This is a genomic window from Tessaracoccus rhinocerotis (genome assembly GCF_007197885.1).
In the GTDB taxonomy this organism is placed as follows: domain Bacteria; phylum Actinomycetota; class Actinomycetes; order Propionibacteriales; family Propionibacteriaceae; genus Arachnia; species Arachnia rhinocerotis.
Genome location: NZ_VKKG01000001.1, coordinates 863236 through 883480 on the forward strand (window position 1 = coordinate 863236; position 20245 = coordinate 883480).

The 20245-nt window shown below is 70.0% G+C and carries 19 protein-coding genes and 1 tRNA gene; 6 read left to right on the plus strand and 14 right to left on the minus strand.

Going from position 1 to position 20245, the window contains the following annotated elements; translation table 11 throughout:
• Positions 1 to 3: 3 nt before the first annotated feature.
• From FOJ82_RS04175 to FOJ82_RS04200, 6 genes are read right to left on the minus strand one after another with little or no spacing between them, the layout of a single operon-like run.
• Positions 4 to 849, minus strand: coding sequence for an ABC transporter permease (locus tag FOJ82_RS04175; protein WP_143937155.1), 846 nt, complete (start codon positions 847 to 849; stop codon positions 4 to 6).
• Positions 846 to 1778, minus strand: a complete 933-nt coding sequence (locus tag FOJ82_RS04180) for an ABC transporter ATP-binding protein (RefSeq protein ID WP_221933010.1) — start codon at positions 1776 to 1778, stop codon at positions 846 to 848. Before FOJ82_RS04180 ends, FOJ82_RS04175 begins: the two co-directional genes overlap by 4 nt.
• A 58-nt stretch (positions 1779 to 1836) precedes the next feature.
• Positions 1837 to 4440: a multicopper oxidase domain-containing protein gene (locus FOJ82_RS04185; RefSeq protein WP_143937156.1), complete on the minus strand. Its 2604-nt coding sequence runs from the start codon at positions 4438 to 4440 to the stop codon at positions 1837 to 1839.
• Positions 4437 to 5564 (minus strand): hypothetical protein, encoded by a 1128-nt coding sequence (locus tag FOJ82_RS04190; protein ID WP_246099733.1) that lies wholly within the window; start codon positions 5562 to 5564, stop codon positions 4437 to 4439. Before FOJ82_RS04190 ends, FOJ82_RS04185 begins: the two co-directional genes overlap by 4 nt.
• A complete protein-coding gene (locus FOJ82_RS04195) occupies positions 5500 to 5940 on the minus strand; it encodes a hemerythrin domain-containing protein (RefSeq protein ID WP_221933011.1) in 441 nt (146 codons plus the stop codon). The genes FOJ82_RS04190 and FOJ82_RS04195 overlap by 65 nt, the downstream gene beginning before the upstream one ends.
• Positions 5941 to 5987: 47 nt before the next feature.
• Complete coding sequence (locus FOJ82_RS04200; protein ID WP_246099734.1) at positions 5988 to 6272, minus strand: DUF2249 domain-containing protein; 285 nt, start codon at positions 6270 to 6272, stop codon at positions 5988 to 5990.
• Positions 6273 to 6321: 49 nt separating this feature from the next.
• Between FOJ82_RS04200 and FOJ82_RS04205 the strand changes: the two genes are divergently transcribed.
• The 6 genes from FOJ82_RS04205 to FOJ82_RS04230 all read left to right on the plus strand — a co-directional run bounded on the left by FOJ82_RS04205 (position 6322) and on the right by FOJ82_RS04230 (position 11183).
• Positions 6322 to 6990 carry a helix-turn-helix transcriptional regulator gene (locus FOJ82_RS04205; protein WP_143937159.1) on the plus strand — a complete coding sequence of 223 codons (669 nt, stop codon included), beginning with the start codon at positions 6322 to 6324 and terminating at the stop codon, positions 6988 to 6990.
• 50 nt (positions 6991 to 7040) lie between these two features.
• On the plus strand, positions 7041 to 8453 hold the full coding sequence (gene fumC, locus FOJ82_RS04210) for a class II fumarate hydratase (RefSeq protein WP_143937160.1): 1413 nt from the start codon (positions 7041 to 7043) through the stop codon (positions 8451 to 8453).
• Positions 8454 to 8517: 64 nt separating this feature from the next.
• Positions 8518 to 8793, plus strand: coding sequence for a DUF7218 family protein (locus tag FOJ82_RS04215; protein WP_143937161.1), 276 nt, complete (start codon positions 8518 to 8520; stop codon positions 8791 to 8793).
• A gap of 49 nt (positions 8794 to 8842) precedes the next feature.
• Positions 8843 to 8918, plus strand: a tRNA-Arg gene (locus FOJ82_RS04220).
• A 43-nt stretch (positions 8919 to 8961) separates the two neighbouring features.
• Complete coding sequence (locus FOJ82_RS04225) at positions 8962 to 9243, plus strand: hypothetical protein (protein WP_143937162.1); 282 nt, start codon at positions 8962 to 8964, stop codon at positions 9241 to 9243.
• A gap of 626 nt (positions 9244 to 9869) precedes the next feature.
• Complete coding sequence (locus FOJ82_RS04230; RefSeq protein WP_143937163.1) at positions 9870 to 11183, plus strand: DUF7168 domain-containing protein; 1314 nt, start codon at positions 9870 to 9872, stop codon at positions 11181 to 11183.
• Here the strand turns inward: FOJ82_RS04230 and FOJ82_RS04235 are convergent.
• The 8 genes from FOJ82_RS04235 to trxA form a co-directional block, all read right to left on the minus strand.
• On the minus strand, positions 11165 to 12172 hold the full coding sequence (locus FOJ82_RS04235; protein ID WP_143937164.1) for a dihydroorotate dehydrogenase-like protein: 1008 nt from the start codon (positions 12170 to 12172) through the stop codon (positions 11165 to 11167). The genes FOJ82_RS04230 and FOJ82_RS04235 overlap by 19 nt on opposite strands.
• Positions 12165 to 15749 (minus strand): pyruvate:ferredoxin (flavodoxin) oxidoreductase, encoded by a 3585-nt coding sequence (nifJ, locus tag FOJ82_RS04240; protein WP_143937165.1) that lies wholly within the window; start codon positions 15747 to 15749, stop codon positions 12165 to 12167. The genes FOJ82_RS04235 and nifJ overlap by 8 nt, the downstream gene beginning before the upstream one ends.
• Positions 15746 to 17365 (minus strand): NAD(P)-binding protein, encoded by a 1620-nt coding sequence (locus FOJ82_RS04245; protein ID WP_143937409.1) that lies wholly within the window; start codon positions 17363 to 17365, stop codon positions 15746 to 15748. Before FOJ82_RS04245 ends, nifJ begins: the two co-directional genes overlap by 4 nt.
• Positions 17366 to 17466: 101 nt before the next feature.
• The gene (locus FOJ82_RS04250) at positions 17467 to 18231 is read right to left on the minus strand and encodes an ABC transporter permease (protein WP_143937166.1); all 765 of its coding nucleotides are present in this window, start codon (positions 18229 to 18231) and stop codon (positions 17467 to 17469) included.
• Positions 18228 to 19019, minus strand: coding sequence for an ABC transporter ATP-binding protein (locus tag FOJ82_RS04255; RefSeq protein ID WP_143937167.1), 792 nt, complete (start codon positions 19017 to 19019; stop codon positions 18228 to 18230). The genes FOJ82_RS04250 and FOJ82_RS04255 overlap by 4 nt, the downstream gene beginning before the upstream one ends.
• Positions 19009 to 19404: a DUF1048 domain-containing protein gene (locus FOJ82_RS04260; protein ID WP_143937168.1), complete on the minus strand. Its 396-nt coding sequence runs from the start codon at positions 19402 to 19404 to the stop codon at positions 19009 to 19011. Before FOJ82_RS04260 ends, FOJ82_RS04255 begins: the two co-directional genes overlap by 11 nt.
• Positions 19401 to 19748, minus strand: a complete 348-nt coding sequence (locus FOJ82_RS04265) for a PadR family transcriptional regulator (RefSeq protein WP_143937169.1) — start codon at positions 19746 to 19748, stop codon at positions 19401 to 19403. Before FOJ82_RS04265 ends, FOJ82_RS04260 begins: the two co-directional genes overlap by 4 nt.
• Positions 19749 to 19886: 138 nt before the next feature.
• The gene (gene trxA, locus FOJ82_RS04270; protein WP_143937170.1) at positions 19887 to 20243 is read right to left on the minus strand and encodes a thioredoxin; all 357 of its coding nucleotides are present in this window, start codon (positions 20241 to 20243) and stop codon (positions 19887 to 19889) included.
• Between the last annotated feature and the right edge of the window lie 2 nt (positions 20244 to 20245).

Below are 20245 nucleotides of genomic sequence, written 5' to 3' on the forward strand. Positions count from 1 at the left end.
GGATCAGTACCCCCTGCTGAGGACCCGCTCGCGCGCCTCGGCCACCGCGCTGCCGGAGGTCCTGCGCGCCATGCGACGCAGCAGCACCGGTGCCAGCAGCAGCCCGACCGCGGCCCATGCCACCAGGACCAGCACCATCTGCGGCGTGCGCCAGGAGCCGCCCACTTCCAGTCCCATGGCCGCATCGTCGAGCAGGACCGTGCGGATCCCCAGCCCGATCCAGTAGTGGGGCGTGAACTGTCCCACCACCTGCAGCGCAGCCGGCAGCATGGTCAACGGGTAGAACAGGCCGGCGATGATGGCCAGCGCGTAGAGCCCGAGGCTGGCGACGCCAAGTCCGATTGCGGAGCGGAACAGCGAGCCCATCACCGCTCCCCACGGCAGCATGGCCGCGGTTGCCAGTGCGTAGACGAGCACGAACAGCAGCCAACGCGTCGGGTCGGAGGGTAGGAGGTCGGGGAGGATGATCGCCGCCCCGACGACCATGGGCACCACCGGGATCGCCGTGTCGACGACTGCCACCACCAGTTTCGCCAGGAGATGGCCCGTGACCCCGTTGGGCACCGCCTTGGCGCGCATCAGGGTCCCGTCCTCGCGCTCCTGCTGGATCTCGGCGGAGACCCCGATGGCGGCACCGGCGATGAGGCTGAAGGCAAGCATGCCTGAGAACACCCACGCCGAAACCCCGACCGCCCCGTCGATTACGCTGTCGCGCACGAACCAGAGCACCGCGAGCACGACGACGGGGAACACCAGCAACGAGATGCCGGTCGGGCTGAGGTACTTGCGCAGAACGGTCACCTTCGCCTGACCCCAGGCTGCCCGCAGCACTGCCTTCCTTGCGTTCATGACGCCACCTCCTGGATGGTCGCGATCTCGGAGAGGTCCTCGCCGGCCTCGGCCCGGCGCACGACGCTGAGATAGGCCTCCTCGAGCGACGCCGGACGGACCTCTAGCACCTCCACCTCCCCCGGACGCAGGGTGAGCTGCTCGGTCAGCCACGCCGTCGGGTCGGGGGTGGAGTGGACCATCACCCGCCCCGTGGCCCGGTCCCGGACCCGGACCTCGTTGGACCTGGAGAACCCGAGGCGCAGTTCGTCGGGGGTGCCGTCGGCGATGATCCGGCCGGAGGCAAGGACGAGGATCCGGTCGGCCACCTTCTCGGCCTCGTCGAGGTCGTGCGTGGTCATCAGGATGGTGGTCTCCAGGTCGGCGACGTCGCCGAGCAGGTCGTGGATGTCGCGGCGACCCTTGGGATCCAGGCCGGTGGTCGGCTCGTCGAGGAACAGCAGCTCGGGTCGTCCCACCAGGCCGACCGCGACGTCGAGCCGACGTCGCTGGCCGCCGGAGAGCCTGTCGATGCGCTGGTCACGGGAATCGGCGAGGCCGACCCGCTCCAGCAGTTCGTCGGTGGGCCACGGCCGCACCACCTCCGGCGTCGCGAACGGCACGTAGTAGTCCGCGATCACCTCGAGCAGTTCGTGGACGCGCCAACGGGCGTGGTCGCGCCAGCTCTGCAGCACGATGCCCACGCGCGCCTTCCACGCCTCCCCCGCCCTGATTGGATCCGAGCCCAGCACCTGCACCCGGCCACCGCTGGGCCTGCGGATCCCCTCCAGGATCTCCACCGTGGTGGTCTTGCCCGCGCCGTTCGGTCCGAGGAGCGCCACCACCTGGCCGCGCGGGATCTCGAGGGTCAGGCCGTCGAGGACCAGCTTCGGACCGTAGGCCATGGTCAATCCGTCGCAGCGGATCACAGAATCGAGAGCAGCACCCATGCCCTCAAATGTAGCAGGACTACTACAAACCGTCTAGGAGTTGATGACCCGGTGCTCGTCAGCCCTGCGTCACCTCCACGATTCCGTGGGCGCCCCTTTCGGCGTCGACCATGACGTGGTTGACCACGCTGTAGTGGCCGGCCTCGGGGAACTCGAGCTCGACGAACCCGCCCTGCGCCGCCTGCAGGTCCAGCGCCTGCGAGCCCCCGCCCGCGTTGCCGAACGCATCCACTCCGTCGCGCAGGAGGTAGGCGCCCTCCTTGTAGACGGTGTCGAACTGCGCGCCGACGATGTGGAACGACGCCGGCCTGTTCGGCCCTGCGGCGACCACCCAGAACCTGACCCGCTCTCCCACCTTCGCCTCGAAGGGCGCCTGGTCGTACTGGTTGGCCACGCCGTTGAAGACCACGAAGCTCGGGTCCTCCGCAGCTACGGCATCGGCGTCCACCTCGGTGGCCTCCTCCGCAGTGGCGGCTGCCGAGTCGAGGAAGACTTCGGACTGCACCACGACGTAGCTGCGGTCCACCTCCGGCAGGCCCTCGGCGGGTTCGATGACCACGGCTCCGTGCATGCCGGCGGCGATGTGGGAGCTCATGGGCATCGTGGAGCAGTGGTACATCCACGCGCCGGCGCGCTCCGCGGTGAACCGGTAGACCAGTGACTCCCCGGGCGCGATCGTGCGCATCGGCCCGTCGGGCGCGAGATTGCTGGCGTGGAAGTCGATCGAGTGGCCCATGGAGCCGTCGTTGACGAGCGTGACCTCGAAGACGTCGCCGACGCGACCGTGGAGCGTCGGCCCGACGCCCTGTCCGTTGAACGTCCAGCGGGTCTGCCAGACGCCCGGCGCCACCTCGAGCGGCACCTCGGTCACGGTGAAGGTGACCCGGTGCACGGTCTCCTCGCCCAACGGCTCCAGCACCGGGTCGACGACGTGGCCCAGCTGCGCGTCCGGATCGGCGGGCACGCCGCCGTGCTCATGGGTCTCCTCGGCGCTCGGCTGCGCGGGGGCAGGCGCCCCCTCTACGACGACCGTGAAGGTCATGCCCATCTGGCGGTGGCCCACGACGGTGCACCAGCCCTCGATGGTGGACCCGACGACGCCGAGGTCCAGTTCCGCGGTCTCGCCGACGGCCAGCCGCTCGGTGCGCTGGTCGCCGACGGCCAGGTCGTGGAGGTTGGTCGGGTCGGTGTTGACGAGTTCGATGACCACGTGGTCTCCGGGGTTCACGGTGACGGAGTTCGGCTCGAACGCCATGTCCACCGCCTCGACGCGCACGCGCACGGTCTCGCCACTGGGGACGACTTCCACCGACGACGCCGCCACCGACTGCCCGAGACCGACGGCCCCGGGATCGGCGCCGATGCCGAACGTGATCGCCAGCACGATGGCCGCGACTCCTGCGACGGCGCCGCTGCCGCTGAAGGCCGACGGCCGCTCGGCGTCGTCGGCGGGCTCACCGGCCTCGGCGCGCCGCTTCTCCCCGACCGACGCGGCCACCCCGGCCAACAGCAGCGGGACGAATGCGGCGAGCGCCACGAGGACGACCACGGAGAGGGTCACCCGGACCCAGGAGGCCAGGGGGAACAGCCACAGCACGAGGCCGACGTTGATCACCACGAGACGGGTGGTGGCGAACTTGTCGAACTTGGCGGCGGCCTTGCGGACGACGCGCGGACCACCACCCATCACCGACGGCATCAGGTAGCTGAGCGCGCCGGTGACCAACTGCAGCGCGAAGCCGACCACCCAGATGGACGCCACCAGCGGGTAGCCCTCGGCGAGCCCCTTGTCGTCGGTGCGCAGCACGTGCACGGCGGTGGCGATGATGCCGATGCAGGCCCACAAGCACGCGAGCCCGATGGAAGCCGGCGCGAACTCGCGCGGCAGCTTGCGGCGCAGCGGACCCCACAGGCTGCGGCCCCAGAAGACGATCCCGCCCGCGTAGCCGAGCAGGCCGAGCACGGAGACCAGGCGCAGGCCGGTCAGGGAGCCGACGATGACGATCGCGATCGCACCGAGGAGCACCGGCAACGTCTGCCTGGCCAGGCGCTCGGCACGGTCGTCCATGCGGGTGCGCAGCACGGTGGGCCAGAAGGTCACGAGGGTGCCCACGACGGTGAGGCCGAGCCAGCCCAGGATGTTGGTCATGGTGTGCGCCACCAGCAGGCGGGCGTGCCAGGCGTCGTCGAGTCCCAGCGCGAGCGCGGCGCCGAGCCCGCCGCCGACGGGCAGGCAGCAGGCCGCCGCGACGTAGTAGCGGATGCAGATGCGGAACCGGCCGGGCAGGGCGCGGCGCAGGTCGCGGACGAGTTCGAGGCCGTGCCACACCACGGCGACCGCCACGCCGACGGCGCCGACGAGGGTGAGTGGCCACACGGTGCTGGGCACGCCGATGAACACCAGCAGCGAGCCCACGCCGAGCAGCCCGAGCCGCAACGAGGACCTGGTGGCGGCCGCGTCGTCGGGGCGGGTCTTGAGCAGGGCGGCGGTGAAGTGAGCGCTCCAGGTCATCACGGCGTGGGTCATCACGCCGAGCCCGACGAGGTGGACCATCAGCCACGTCGCCTCGGGGATCCACTGGTGCGCCACGGCGACGACCACCGCGGCGACCATCCAGACCACGACTGGGATGTCGCGCATGATGCGCAGCCCGCGGCTCATCGCTTCACCACCGAGGAAACGACGGCCGCGGCGAACAGCAGCAGCGAGGTGACGGTCACAATGCCTCCAGACTTGAACAGTGCGTCGATGCCGGTGAGGTCACCGAGGGCACGGACCACCATGCCGACGTGCAGCACCCCGAGCGGCACCCACATGACCGGCCGATAGGGCAGTGGCCGGCCGAGCACGGCGGGGAAGATGATCGGGGCGTGGGCGATGATCATCGAGAGCCCGAATCCGAGGAAGACGCCGTGGATGGTGATGTCGTAGGCACCGCGCCCGGCGGGTTGGCCGACGACGATCCAAACGATACCGGCCACCGCGAGCCAGAAGTTGCCGGCCAGCAGGGACACGGCGTTGAAGCGGCGCAACCCGTCCGCGCGCACCATCCGGCGTCCGACGTCGTCGCGGAACAGCCACAGCGCCGTGACGAGGCAGGCGGCGCCGAAGATCCTGCCGCCCACCTGCGGCGCCACGACCGCCAGGCTGGCCGAGAGCGCCAGCAGGGACCCCATCGCGAGCAGGGTCGGCACGGCACGGCGACCCATGGTCAGCTGGGCCAGCTCGGCGCGCTCGGCGGCGATGGTGACCACGAGGAAGGCCGCGAGCAGGGGGACCAGGGCGGCGATCTCGACGACGAGCCACAGCCCGGCGGCCAGCGCCGCCATGAGCGCCCCGAGCACCTGGGCGGCCACCAGCCCCAGCGGCGCCCGCAACCAGAGCGCCAGCGCGAGGACGACGAAAGCCACGGTCCCGTCGAAGAGCAGGAGCTTGCCGAGGTACTGCGGGGCACCGGCCACCAGGAGGATGGATCCCAGCCCCAGCAGGGCCGGGGCCAGGTAGGCCAGCGAGTTCCGCAGCGCCTGGGCACGCTCGAGCGAGATCAGTGTGCCCATGAAGCCGAGCACCATGACGGGACCGTGTAGGTCGCCGACCCGTTCGGAGGCGACGGGCGCCCAGACGCCGAGGCGCACGAGGGCCGCGTTCAGCCCGGACAGCATCGAGAGCCCGCCGAGGACGACGAGCAGCGTGCGCCACCCACGGGTGGCGCGGCCCGGGTCAGTGGGCGGCGGCCCCGTGCGGGGCGTGCGTGTGGGGCGTCCCCGTGGAGTGGTCGTGCTCATGGGTGCGACGGTCGATCTCCTGCCACTCGTCCCCGTCCAGACCGGAGGCAGCGGCGGGGAACAGTCCGTTGTCCTCCTTGTCGATGTGGTCCCGGAGCTCCTGCTCCAGGGTGTCCATCAGCGAGTGGTCGCCCGCGACGATGGCTTCGAGAAGGTCGTCGAGGCTGCGGTGCTCGCCGCAGAGCATCTCGATGTGGTCATGGAACTCCTCGCGGCGTCCCATGATGCCGAAGAGTCCCACCTCCTCGGACCTGGTGTGGGGTCCGAGGAGGTGGGCCAGTTCGTGCGCGCGTGCCCTGATGTCGTCCTCGACCCCCGTAGCCACTGCGGCCTTGAGCCGGCCACAGGAGTTGATGATCTCCACGTGCTCGGCCATGTAGCGGCCAATCACCTGGATGGAGTCACACCCGCAGTAGGAGCACATCAGGCGCGGGCCAGCTTCAGCTTCCAGGCGTCGGGGCCCTGCTGGACGTAGCTGATCGCGATGCCCTCGCCGTGGCGCTCGACGATCTGTGCGAGCAGCGGCTTCGGGTCATGGGGAGCGATGAGGACGAACGCAGCGCCGGGGCGCAGTGAGTCCACGACGCCGTGGATGGCGGCATGTCGGACGGCGTGGGGGATGACTCGAGCATCCAGCTCGGGCAGCGCCTCGTCATGTCCTCCGCAGCCGCAGGACGAATTCTTCTCGGTCAGGTTCAGTTCAGTCACATGGCGAACATTACTACAAGTTTGTTGTACAAAAGTGTATGGTTGCCGCATGCACAGGTCCCAGGAACGCAACAAGCTCTCCAACCCGCGCCGCAGGGTGTTGCTGGCGGTTCGGGACCTCGGGGGCGAACACGTCACCATCAACCAGCTCGCCGAACACCTCGGCGGCCATCCCAACGCCTCGCGGGCCCACCTCGGCGCCCTGGCGGACCGGGGTCTGATCACGGTCGCCGACATCCCCGGCACCGGTCCGGGCCGGCGGCCGCGCGGCCACACCCTGACCGAGGCGGGCAAGGCCGCACTGGATCCCGCCGAGGTCAACAACGCCAGCCTCGCCGGGGCTTTCGCCTCCTACCTGGTCAGGAGCGGGCACGGGTCCGAGGACGCCCGCGCGATCGGGCGGATGTGGGGTGACTCGCAGGCCGCAGCCCTGGACGACGCCTGCCCGCGCGACGCCCTCGACTCAGTGGTCCGCGTGCTCGACATGCTCGGGTTCGACCCGGGGCGCGTCCGCACCGCCGACGGTGAGGCGCTGGTCCTGCGGACCTGCCCCCTGATCGGCAACGACCACGACGACCAGGCGTTCCTGTGCGACGTGCACCACGGCCTGATCGACGGCGTCCTGCGCCGGATCGGGGCGGCGGAGGGGCTCACGCTCCTGCCGTTCGCCGATGCCGCCGGGTGCCGCGTCGAGGTCGACGAGCCCGTCGCCGTCTGAGGCCGGACCCGCCACCGCGCGGCCCACGGCACTGTCCTAGGATCAGGGTCATGGTTGAGATCCGCTCCGAAACAGACAGCATGGGCGCCGTCGAGGTTGCCTCCGATCGTTACTGGGGTGCGCAGACGCAGCGCAGCATCGGCAACTTCCCCATCGGCAGGGACACCTTCGTGTGGGGTCGCTCCATGGTCCGCGCCCTCGGCATCCTGAAGAAGTCCGCCGCCCTGGCCAACGCGGAGCTCGGCGAGCTGACCCTGGACCAGACGCAGCTCGACGCCCTCGTCCAGGCCGCCGACGAGGTCATCCGCGGTGATCTCGACAGCCACTTTCCGCTCGTGGTGTTCCAGACCGGCAGCGGCACGCAGTCGAACATGAACTCCAACGAGGTGATCTCCAACCGCGCGATCGAGATCCTCGGCGGCGACCTGGGCAGCAAGTCACCCATCCACCCCAACGACCACGTCAACCGGGGCCAGTCCAGCAACGACACGTTCCCCACGGCGATGCACATCGCCATCGTGCTGGACCTGCACGAACTCCTCTACGAGCAGGTCACCACCCTGCGCGACACCCTCGCGGCCAAGGCCGAGGAGTTCGCCGGCGTCGTCAAGGTCGGCCGCACCCACCTGCAGGACGCCACCCCGATCACCCTCGGCCAGGAGGTCTCCGGCTGGGTGGCGCAGATCGACTTCGCGCTCGAGCAGGTCCGCCACTCCGAGCAGGGACTGGCCGACCTCGCCATCGGCGGCACCGCAGTCGGCACCGGCCTGAACGCGCACGCCCGCTTCGGTGCGCGCACCGCCGAGCTGATCTCCGAGGAGACCGGCTTCACGTTCCGCCAGTCCGGCAACCTGTTCGCCTCGCTCTCGGCCCACGACGCCCTGGTGGCGGTCTCCGGATCGCTGCGCGTGTTGGCGATGGCCCTGATGAAGGTGGCCAACGACGTGCGCTGGCTCGCCTCCGGCCCCCGCAACGGCATCGGGGAGATCACCATCCCCGAGAACGAGCCCGGCAGCTCGATCATGCCCGGCAAGGTGAACCCCACCCAGTGCGAGGCCCTCACCATGGTGGCCACCCGCGTCTTCGGCAACGACGCCACCGTCGGCTTCGCCGGCAGCCAGGGCAACTTCCAGCTCAACGTGTACAAGCCCGTGATGGCACACGCCGTGCTGGAGAGCATCCGCCTGCTGGGGGACGCCTGCACCGCGTTCAACGACAACTGCGCCGTCGGCATCGAGCCCAACACCGCCAGGATCGAGGAGAACCTCGCCAAGAACCTGATGCAGGTCACGGCGCTCAACCCGCACATCGGCTACGACAAGGCCGCCAAGATCGCGAAAAAGGCGCACGCCGACGGCACCTCCCTGCGCGAGGCGGCCCTCGAGCTCGGTTTCCTGACCGAAGAGCAGTTCGCGCAGTGGGTCGTCCCGATCGACATGACCCACCCGCGCGACCAGCGCTAGCGGCCCGGCCGGTTGGCCTCCTGCGGCGTAGGGTGGAACGCACCCAACGACTCAGGAGGTCATGATGGCCGAGAAGAAGAGGGACCCGGGCCCGAGCGTGAAGGACAAGGAGCTCTACGAGGAACTGCGCGACGAGGGCAACAGCAAGGAGAAGTCCGCCCGCATCGCCAACGCGGCGGCGAACACCTCGCGCGAGGAGGTGGGCCGCAAGGGTGGCGAGTCGGGCAGCTACGACGACTGGACGGTCGACGAGCTCCGCGACAGGGCGGCCGAACTCGAGATCGAGGGCCGCTCGGGCATGAACAAGGACGAGTTGATCGACGCGCTGCGCAACCACTGAGCGGCCCGCTTTCGTGGCTCGCGGGTGGGACCGGTACCCTGTTCGCGTTGGCCCCGTAGCTCAGGGGATAGAGCACCGCTCTCCTAAAGCGGGTGTCGGAGGTTCGAATCCTCCCGGGGTCGCCAACCGGCTCGGGCCCGCCGCTGGCGTCGCAGGACCGCAGCGGCGGTGCCCGCAGCCAGCCCCACCACTGCGGCGATCCCGGCGGTGGTCCACAGCCAGGGCTCGAGCGAGGCGAGTAACCTCTCCGCCAACCGACCCGGTACCGCTTCGGACAGGGTGCCGAGCAGGACCCGGAGCGCGACCACCAGGGCGGCGGACACGGCCGCCGAGACCAGGCCTGCCACCATCAGCCCCTGCGCCCGACGCCGCACCAGCAGCAGCCCCACGCACAGCGCGACGACGCAGACCAGCGGCAACCACGCCGCCGCGAGCACCAACCTGCCGTAGGCCTCCTGGACGCGCACCAGGTCGGCGCTGCGGGCGAGCACCACGCTCTGGTCCCCGACCAGGTCCGGCGGGAGGCTCACCCCGCGGTCCTCGAGCTGTTCTGCCAGCGCCTCCACGAGCGGGCCCAGTGCCATGGTGAGCGTGCCGTCCTCGGACAGTTGGAATTCCTCGCTGTCCCCCGTGAGCACCCCCGTGACCTGGGCGTGCACCACGCGGTGCAGGCCGAGCCAGAACTCGCTGAAGCGCTCGTGGGTGAACACCGTGTCGACGGCTCCGGAGACTGCCCGCTCCGCCAGTGCCTCGGCCACGCCGTGTAGGTCGACGCGCTCGAGGATGGCTGCCACGACACGGTCGCGGAACTCCCGCCTGACCTGCGGTTCCTGCGAGACGCCCGAGACCACCGCGAGGTAGCGGTCCTGGTCCGTCACGGTCTGCTTGGTCCAGACCGCCCCCACCGCCACGGGCGTCAGCACCGCTGCGAGTGCCACCAGCAGCCCGGCCACCAGCCTGCGCAACATCGCCCACCCCCCATCCCCGGGCCCACGGCCCTGCCAGAAGCGTATGCCGGGCGGCAGCGCGGCGAGGCGGGACGCGCACTTGTCGGTACCCTCTGGCATGCTCGCGGCATGGAGGATCCGGAGCAGAGACTGACGTATGCGGCCGAGGACATGGTCACCTCGTGGCTGGACTCCGTCGCGCCGGAGACGGGTGAGGTCCGGGTGGTGCTGAGGGACGGCGCACACGCACGCACGGTCACCTACCGGCCGGAGCCCGAGCCACGATTCTCCAGACCGGCCGAGGTGGCGGTTTTCGTCACCGAAGTCCTCACCCGCCTGCGGCAGCAGGCCGGCGGGTTCGGTTCGAACTACCGCGGCCGGGAGCAGGCCGACGTCAGGGTGGTCAGCCACCGGGGCTGGAAGAAGGCCACCTACGGCGACGGGGTGATCCGGCTCCCGGAGCGCGAGCGCGGGGGCGCGTGGGCACTGCGGGGGCTGGTGGTGCTGCATGAACTCGCCCACCACCTCAACACCGGCACCCACGGCGCCATCATCGACGCCCACGGCGCGGGCTTCCGGCAGACGTTCGTGCAGCTGTTGAAGGACATCGGCTGGGTCCAGGTGGCCTCCATGCTCAGCGACGCCCACCAACAGTCCGGCCTCGACAGCCTCCGGCCCGTGGACGACGGGATGCTCGCGAAGGTCGGGAAACTGCTGCGCCACGCAGAGGGCGCCTCAACCGAGGCCGAGCGAGACGCCTTCTTCGCCAAGGCCCAGGAGCTTGCGACGCTGAACTCCATCGAGCTCGCCGTCGCCCGGGCTGCCCACACTGATGGGCAGCGCCAGGACCCGACGTTCGAGCCGGTGCGCCTCGGGCACCGCGGCAAGCCGTCGAACGTCAGGTTCATCTCCCTCATGCTCGCCGTCGCCGGCGCGAATGACCTGCGCTGCACCATCCGCGGCGACAACACCGGCGTCACCCTCTACGGATTCCCCATGGACATCGCGGTCACCAAGACGCTCTACGTGACGCTGGTCCTTCAGATGGTGGCCGACGCGGACGCCTACATCCGCTCCGGCGCCCACCGGCCCGTCCACGGCCGCACCGCGAGGGCGGCGTTCTACGAGGGTTGGACCAAGCGCATCGGCGCCCGGTTGCGTGCCGCCCAGAGATCCGCCCAGGTGGCCTCCGGCGCCGTCGCACCCGCCCAGGACTTCCCCACCCCCCCGGCAGATGCCTCCCGCGCGCTCGCGCTCGTGGCCAAGGGCGTGGAGGTCTCCGGCTACTACGAGCGCATGAGCCGCGAGCACGGCGTCCGCGGCTCGTGGCGCGGTGCCACGGAGGTGCTGGACCCGTACTCGGAGATGCAGGGCCGCGCCGCAGCGGACCGGGCCCGGCTGGGCGCAGAGAGGGAGCTGCCGGCTCAGTTCAGCGAGCCGTAGACCTCCTTGGCCTTGAGCAGGGACGCGACGTACCCGGCACGCTCGTAGCCGGCGGCCGGAGTGTGCGGGGGGACGGCGAGAAGTCCGCGCGCCGCGGCGAGGGTGAGGTCCTTGCGCTCCAGCCAGGCGTCGAGGCCGTCGACCAGACCGCGGGCATGGGCGGCGCCGTGGCGCACCAGCGCGGAGGTGGACATCACGACGTCGGCCCCCGCCAGGATGTACTTCACGACGTCCTCGTGGTCGGCCACGCCGGAGGTGGCGGCCAGCGAGGCCCGCACCTTGTCCCTGAGCACTGCGATCCAGGTCCGCGGGAGCCGGGCCTCGTTCGGCGACGACAGGGTCACGCCGGAGCGCACCTCCAACCGGTCGACGTCGATGTCCGGCTGCAGGAAGCGGTTGAACAGCACCAGTCCGTCGACCCCGACCTCGTCGAGGGCGAGGCAGAAGTGCCCCACCGACGAGAAGTACGGGCTGAGCTTCACCGCCACCGGCACCCGCACGGTCTCCTTCACCGCCCGGACGATCTCCAGGTGTCGCCGCTCGACGTCGGCGCCCGTCATGGTCAGGTCTCCGGGGACGAAGTAGATGTTGAGTTCCAGCGCGGCGGCCCCGGCCTCCTCGAGGTGTCGCGCCATCGTCGTCCAGCTCCCGGGAGCGGCGCCGTTCAGGGAGGCGATCACGGGGACGTCGACCGCGTCGGCGGCCACCTCGAGCAGCTTCAGGTACTGGGTGATGCCGTCCGGGTCGTGGTGCACCCCGGGCAGGAACGCCGTCGCCTCGGCGAACGGCTCGTGCACCATGGCGAGTTCTGCCGTGTACTCGGCCTGGCGGCGGACCTGCTCCTCGAACAGCGAGTACATGACCACGGCCCCGACGCCGGCGTCCGCGAGCGACCTGATCCCGGTGACCGACTGCGAGATCGGACCCGCTGAGGCGACGACCGGGTTGCGCAACTGCAGCCCCAGGTAGTTCGTGGTCAGGTCAGGCATTGATCTCTCCCCTCCTCGTGTCGGCCGCGAACGCCTCGGGGCCGCGGGTCGCGAGCTCCTCGTACTCGGCCCAGCGTCGATCCACCTGCTGCTGCGCGTGCGCGGCGAGCCGTTCGGCCTCCACCGGATCCGTCGTGTGCAGGACCTGGTAGCGCAACTCGGCGCCCTGGTAGTCCGCCAGGGAAAGCCGCGGTCTGGGCGAGTCGAGCAGGAACGGGTTCGCTCCGTTGTTGCGGAGCACCGGGTTGTAGCGCATCAGGGGCCAGTGTCCGGAGTTGACCGCCTTGTACTGCTGGTCCAGGCCCTTGCGGATGTCGTAGCCGTGGGCGATGCAGTGGCTGTAGGCGATGATCAGGCTCGGCCCGTCGTAGGCTTCCGCCTCGCGGAACGCCTTGAGCGTCTGCTGCGGGTCGGCGCCCATCGCGACGCGCGCCACGTACACCGATCCGTAGGCCATCGCCTGCATGGCCATGTCCTTCTTGTTCGTGAGCTTGCCGCCGGCGGCGAACTTCGCGACGGCGCCCAGCGGGGTCGACTTCGAGGCCTGCCCGCCGGTGTTCGAGTACACCTCGGTGTCGAGGACCAGCACGTTGACGTCACGCCCGGAGGCGAGCACGTGGTCGACACCGGCCGAGCCGATGTCGTAGGCCCAGCCGTCGCCGCCGACGATCCACACCGAGCGGCGCAGCAGGTGGTCGGCGACCGAGCGCAGGTCGGCGGCCTTGGCGCCCTCCATGCCCTCGAGCCGCGCGAGCAGCTGCTTGAGCCGCGCCGCCTGGGCCTGGAGTTCGGACTCGTGGCGCTGCGGCGCGTGCAGCAGCGCCTCCACGAGGGCGTCGTCGCCGATCTCGGTCCGGAGCTCCCCCAGCCGGGTGCGGGCGAGGTCCTCGTGCAGGTCGGCGGCCAGCCGCAGCCCGAGACCGAACTCGGCGTTGTCCTCGAACAGGGAGTTCGACCAGGCCGGGCCACGGCCCTCGGCATTGGTGGCCCACGGCGTCGTCGGGAGGTTACCACCGTAGATCGAGGAGCAGCCGGTGGCGTTGGCCACCGAGGCCCGGTCCCCGAACAGCTGGGTCAGCAGCTTCAGGTAGGGCGTCTCCCCGCAGCCGGAGCAGGCACCGGAGAACTCGAACAGGGGCTGCAGGAACTGCGTGCCGCGCACCGTCCCGAAGTCCACCCGAGCGCGGTTGTTCAGCGGCAGCTCCTCGAAGAACTCGACGGCCCTGCGCTCGGTGGAGCGGTCCGCGACCGGCTCGAGGTTGATGGCCCGGCGCGACGGCTGGCCGATCGGCTTGACCGGGCACGCCTCCACGCAGAGCCCACAGCCGGTGCAGTCCTCGGCGTAGACCTGGAGCGTGTAGCTGGTGTCCGGAAGCCCGGCCGCGTCGAGGGGAGCACTGAGGAACCCGTCGGGCGCGAGCGAGAGCTTGTCCTGGGGGTAGTACTTCGCCCGCAGCACCGAGTGGGGGCACACGAACGAGCAGTTCCCGCACTGGATGCAGGCCTCCGGGTCCCAGACCGCCACGATGTCGGAGATGTTGCGCTTCTCGTAGCGGGTGGTGCCCGAGGGGTAGGTGCCGTCCACCGGCAGCGCGGAGACCGGGAGCAGGTCGCCCCTGCCCTCCAGCATGGTGGCGGTCACGGTGCGCACGAACTCGGGCGCGTCGTCGGGTACGGCGGCCAGCATCGCCCTGGTTCCCGTGGCCGCGCTGGGCACCGGGACCCGGTGCAGGTGTGCCAGTGACTGCTCGACGGCCAGGTGGTTCTTGCGGACCACCTCGGCGGACTTGCGGGCGTAGGTCTTCGTGATCGCGTCCTTGATCCGCTCGAAGGCCTCCTCGCGCGGCAGCACCCCGGAGATGGCGAAGAAGCAGGTCTGCAGGATGGTGTTGGTGCGCGAACCCAGCCCGGCGGCCCGGGCCACGCGGGAGGCGTCGATGCAGTACAGGTCGATGCCCAGCTCGGCGATTCGTTCCTGCACCGGTCCGGGCAGGCGGTCCCACAGCTCGTCGGCGGGGTGCGGCGAGTTCACCAGCAGCGTCGCGCCGGGACGGGCGAACTCCAGCACGTCGACCCGCTCGAGGATGGACCAGTGGTGGCAGCCGACGAAGTCCGCCCTGGCCACCAGGTAGGGCGCTCGGATCGGGTTGGGGCCGAAGCGCAGGTGGCTGACGGTTCGGGAGCCGGACTTCTTGGAGTCGTAGACGAAGTAGCCCTGCGCGTACATCTCCCCCGACGAGCCGAGGATCTTGATGGTGTTCTTGTTGGCGCCGACGGTGCCGTCGGAGCCGAGGCCGTAGAACACCGCGCCCACCGTGTCGGGGTCGGGCAGCTGGAAGGATGGGTCGTGCTCCAGCGAGAGGTGGGTCACGTCGTCGTTGATGCCGACGGTGAACCGCGGCCTGGGGTTCGGGCGCTCGAGTTCGGCGAACACGGCCTTGACCATCGCCGGGGTGAACTCCTTGCTGGAGAGGCCGTAGCGGCCTCCGACCACCTGCGGCATGGTCGCGCGCCTCCCTGAGGAGTAGGCCTCGCCGAGGGCGGAGTTGACGTCCAGGAACAGCGGCTCGCCGCCGGCGCCCGGCTCCTTGGTGCGGTCGAGCACTGCGATCCGGCGAACCGACTGCGGCAGTGCGTCCAGGAAGGCCTCGGTCGGGAACGGCCGGTAGAGCCGCACGAACAGCACACCCGTGGCGCCCTGCTCCCGGTTGAGGTGCTCAACCACCGGGATGACGGCCTCGACGCCGGAGCCCATCACCACCACGACCCGCTCGGCGTTCGGGTCACCGTGGTACTCGACCAGCGAGTACTCGCGGCCGGCGACCTCGGCGAAGCGTCGCATGGCGGCGGCCATCGTCTCCGGCGTGCGGTCGTAGAACGGGTTGGCGGTCTCCCGCGACTGGAAGTAGGTGTCGGGGTTCTGCGCGGTGCCTCGGATGAACGGGTTGGCCGGGCTGAGGGCCCGCGCCCGGTGCTCCAGCACGAGCTCGCGCGGCACCAGCTCGCGGAGCTGGTCGTCGGTCAGCAGCTCGACGGTGTTGAGCTCGTGCGAGGTGCGGAAACCGTCGAAGAAGTGCACCACCGGCAGCCTGGTCAGCAGCGTGGCCAGGTGCGCGACGGCCGCCATGTCGTGGGCCTCCTGCACGGACGCGGAGCTGAGCAGGCAGACACCTGTCTGGCGGATGGCCATCACGTCCTGGTGGTCGCCGAAGATGGACAATCCCTGGGTCGCGAGCGACCGCGCGGCCACGTGGAACACCGATGACGTCAGCTCGCCGGCGATCCGGAAGAGGTTCGGGATCATCAGCAACAGGCCCTGCGAGGCCGTGAACGTGGTGGACAGCGCACCGCCCTGCAGTGCGCCGTGCATCGCGCCCGCGGCGCCGCCCTCGGACTGCATCTCGATCACCGTGGGCACCTGGCCCCAGACGTTGGTGCGGCCCTTCGACGCCCACTCGTCGGCCAGTTCGGCCATCGTGGAACTGGGCGTGATCGGGTAGATGGAGCACAACTCCGTCAGGCGGTAGGCGACGTCGGCAGCGGCCTCGTTGCCGTCGATGATGACTCGCTCGTTCATCGTCCCTCCTCCGGGACCATCGAGATGGCGTGCACCGGGCACTGCTCGTAGCAGGTGGCGCACCCGGTGCAGAGTTCGTAGTCGAAGCGGTACCGGTTGCCCGGGCCAAGCTTGATGACCGCGTCCTCCGGGCAGGCACCGAAGCAGCCGTCGCACTCGAAGCAGTTGCCGCAACTCAGGCAGCGCCTGGCCTCGAACTCGGCCTCCTGCTCGGTGAGGCCCGCCACGATCTCGCTGAAGTCGGCGATGCGCTCGTCCGGCTCGGACTCGACGTGGGTGCGTCGGTCGTGCCCGCCGAAGTACCAGAGGTTCATCTGGTCGAGTCCCACCTGCGACTGCCCCTTCGGGCGTGGTGGTGACGCATCCAGGTTGAGCCACTTGTCGATGCAGCGGGCCGCCTTCTTGCCGTGCCCGACGCCGACGGTGACCGTGCGCTCGGAAGGGACCGCGTCGCCACCGGCGAAGATGCCGGGGACGTCGGTCATGAGCGTGCTGGAGTCCACGGTGACCACGTCGGAGTCGAACCGCATCCCGGGCACGTCGTGCAGGAAGCCGGTGTCGGCCTCCTGCCCCAGGGCGAGGATCACCGTGTCGGCGGCCAGTTGCTCGAACCGGCCGGTGCCGCGGGCGCGGCCGTCCTCGTCGAGTTCCATGACCTCCACGGTGAGGTCCCCCTCGTCCATCGAGGTGATGGTGCGAAGCCAGTTCATCCGGACGCCCTCGGCCTCGGCGCCCTCGCGCTCCTCGGCGTGGGCGGGCATCTGCTCGGCGGTGCGGCGGTAGACGATCACGGACTCCTCGGCGCCCAGCCGACGCGCCACGCGGGCCGCGTCCATGGCTGTGTTGCCACCGCCGTAGACGGCGACGCGACGACCGATGACCGGCCGTCCGCCGGAAGCGACGTCGCGCAGGAAGCCCACGGCGTCGACGATGCGGCCGGCGTCGGAGGTGGGGATCTCGACCCGCTTGGACAGGTGCGCCCCGATGGCCACGAAGACCGCGTCGAAGCCACCCTCGCGCTGCGTGCGCATCAGGTCCTTGACCGGGGTGTTGTTCCGGAACACCACGCCGATGTCGACGAGGCGGCCGATCTCGGCGTCGAGGACGGAGCGGGGCAGCCGGTACTCGGGGATGCCGTAGCGCATCATCCCGCCCGGCAGGTCCGCGGCGTCGTGCACCTCCACGTCATGTCCGAGGCGACGCAGGTGGTAGGCGGCCGACAGCCCGGACGGGCCTGCGCCGACGACCAGGACCCGCCGCCCGGAGGTGCGGGCCGGAGGCTCGAAGCGCCAGCCGCGCTCGATCGCCAGGTCTCCCAGGTAGCGCTCCACGGAGCGGATCGAGACCGACTCGTCGAGGTCGGCGCGGTTGCAGGCCGTCTCGCACGGGTGGTAGCAGACGCGGCCGTGGATGGCGGGGAACGGGTTGTCCCGGGTGAGCTGGCGCCAGGCGTCCTCGTGGCGGCCGACCTTGATGAGTCGTAGCCATTCCTGGATGTTCTCCCCCGCCGGACAACCTGCGTTGCAGGGCGGCAACAGGTCCAGGTAGACGGGCCTACGAGAACGCACCGGGGATACCCGGCTCTCCGTCCTGGTCAGGTCCGGAAGTACTGTCATGTCCCTCGGGTCCACCGCCACGTCGCCCTCCTTGGCTCGCTTGCCAAACACTCTAGGAGACCGGTTTCCCGCCGGATCAGGCGGGGTCGGCTAGCGGGTTGTCACTGGCGCCGTCGCCGGTACGCCGTCAACGCGAGCGCGTTGGCCAGCACGAGGACGACGACGAGCCAGGCCAGGGCGGTCAACAGGTCCCCACCCACCGGCTGCCCCACGAACAGGGCGCGGATGGAGTCGACGATCGAGGTGAGCGGCTGGTTCTCGGCGAACCACGCCACCGGGCCGGGCATCGAGTCCGTCGGCACGAACGCGGAGCTGACGAACGGGAGGAAGATCAGCGGATAGCTGAACGCGCTCGCCCCCTCGACCGACTTCGCCCCGAGCCCCGCGATCACCGCGATCCAGGTCAGTGCCAGCGTGAACAGCGCCAGGATGCCCGCGACCGCGAGCCAGGCGCCCACCGACGCCCCCGTACGGAAACCCATCAGCAACGCCACGCCGATGACGAGGGCGACCGCCACGAGGTTGGCCGCCACCGACGTCAGCACGTGGGCCCACAGCACGCTGGAGCGCGCGATCGGCATGGACTGGAAGCGCTCGAAGATGCCGCCCTGCAGGTCGAGGAACAGTCGGTAGGCCGTGTAGGCCACGCCGGAGGCGATCGTCATCAGCAGGATCCCCGGCAGCATGTAGTCGAGGTAGGGCGAGCCGGCGTTCGTGAGGATCGCGCCGCCGAACACGTAGACGAACAACAGCATCACCGCGATCGGGGTGACAGCGGTCGTGATGATCGTGTCGGGGCTGCGCACCACGTGGCGCAGCGAGCGGCCGGTGAGGACACCGGTGTCGGTGAGGAAGGTCGTGCTCACAGTGATCCACCTCTCGTGGTTGCGCCGCTGCCGACGAGGGCGAGGAACACGTCCTCCAGCGACGGTTGCTTCTCGACGTACTCGACCTCCGTCGGGAGGAGCAGCCGCTTCAGTTCCGCGAGAGTGCCGTACTGGATGATGGTGCCCTCGTGGAGGACGGCGATGCGTTCGGCCAACTGCTCGGCCTCGTCGAGGTACTGGGTGGTGAGCAGCACGGTTGTGCCGCCGTCGGCCAGTCGCCGCACGGTCTCCCAGACCTCTCCTCGCGACTGCGGGTCGAGGCCCGTGGTGGGCTCGTCGAGGAAGACGACGGCCGGGTCCCCGACCAGGCTCATCGCGATGTCGAGCCGACGTCGCATGCCGCCCGAGTACTCGCCCGCCTTCCGGCCGCCGGCCTCGCTGAGCGCGAACCGCCGGAGCAGGTCGTCGGCGGTCGCGCGCGGGTCAGGGACGTGCCGGAGCCGCGCCACCAGCACCAGGTTCTCGCGCCCGGAGAGCCGCTCGTCGATCGCGGCGTACTGCCCCGTGAGGCTGATCGAGCTGCGCACGGCCCGCCCCTCGGAGGCGACGTCGAAGCCGTTCACCATGGCCGTGCCGGCGTCGGCCGCAGTGAGGGTGGAGAGGATCCGCACCAGCGTCGTCTTGCCTGCCCCGTTCGATCCCAGCAGGGCCACGATGCTGCCGGCGCGGACGTCGAGGTCCACGCCACGCAGCACGTGCAGGCCCTTGAAGGACTTCTCAATCCCCCGCGCCGAGATGGCGAGATCGGCTCGTTGCTCAGCGCTCATCGCCGGCACCCCCTTCCCCGTTGGCCCCCTGCTGTTGGACGGCCTCGTCCATCGCAGCGGCGAGGCGGGTGCGCTCCCTGTCGATCCAATGGCTGTCGCGGTAGTTGGCCGCGAAGGCGTCCGCGAACTCGACGGGATCGTCGCCGACCACGTCGCGGATCGGTGTGCCGTCGGCCGCAGAAGCCTCGACGAGCTCGATCAGGTCCTCGAGCATCTGCACCAGCACGTCGCCCTTGACGATGGCGGCCGAGCGCATCAGGTAGCGCTCGATCCCGTCGATGGCGGTGCGGTAGCCGACCGGCAGGGCAGCCTTGCGGGTGTTGTAGGCGCGCCATCGGCGCTTGTCCTCGAGGGACCCGGTCACCTTCTCGATCCATCTGGTCATGCTCGTTCCCCTTGCTGCTCGACGTGTTCGTGGAGTTGGGTGATCCGGGAGGCCAGGAAGCTCCACGTCTTCCAGAACTCGTCGAGCTGCGCGCGGCCCGCTGCGTTCAGCGAGTACACCTTGCGCGGCGGGCCCTTCTCGGAGGGCACCTTGTCCACGTCAACCAGTCCGCGCTGCTCCACGCGCACGAGCAGCGCATACACGGTGCCCTCCGCGATGTCGGAGAAACCCTCCTCCCGCAGCCGGGCGGTGATTTCGTAGCCGTAGGCCGGGCGTACCGCGAGGAGCGCCAGGATGATGCCCTCGAGCGTGCCCTTGAGCATCTCGGTCATCTGCTTGCCCATCGCTGTCCTTTCATCGGTACTCAATGTCACTGAGTACCAGTAGATAGTAACACCAAGTACCGCAGATGCAAGGGGGTTGAAAAGAACATCCCGCCCGGATGCCCGGGCGGGATGTTCTTCGGTGACTGGGGGTGAAGGTCAGCCCTTGGCCGCCTCCTCCTTCAGCTTGTCCATGTCGAGTGCCTTGATCTGCTCCACGAGGCTGTCGAGCTGCTTGCCGTTGAGGAGTCCGGACTGGCGGAACACGAGCGCGCCGTCGCGGAAGCCCATCAGCGTGGGGATGGACTGGATCTCGAGCGCAGCGGAGATCTCCTGATTGGCCTCGGTGTCCAGCTTCGCGAAGACGACGTCCTCGTGCCGGCCGGAGGCCTCGTCGTAGATCGGCGCGAAGCGCTGGCACGGACCACACCAGTCAGCCCAGAAGTCGATGAGCACGACTCCGTTGCCCTCGATGGTGGAGGCGAAGTTTTCCTTGGTCAGGTCAGTGGTCGACATTT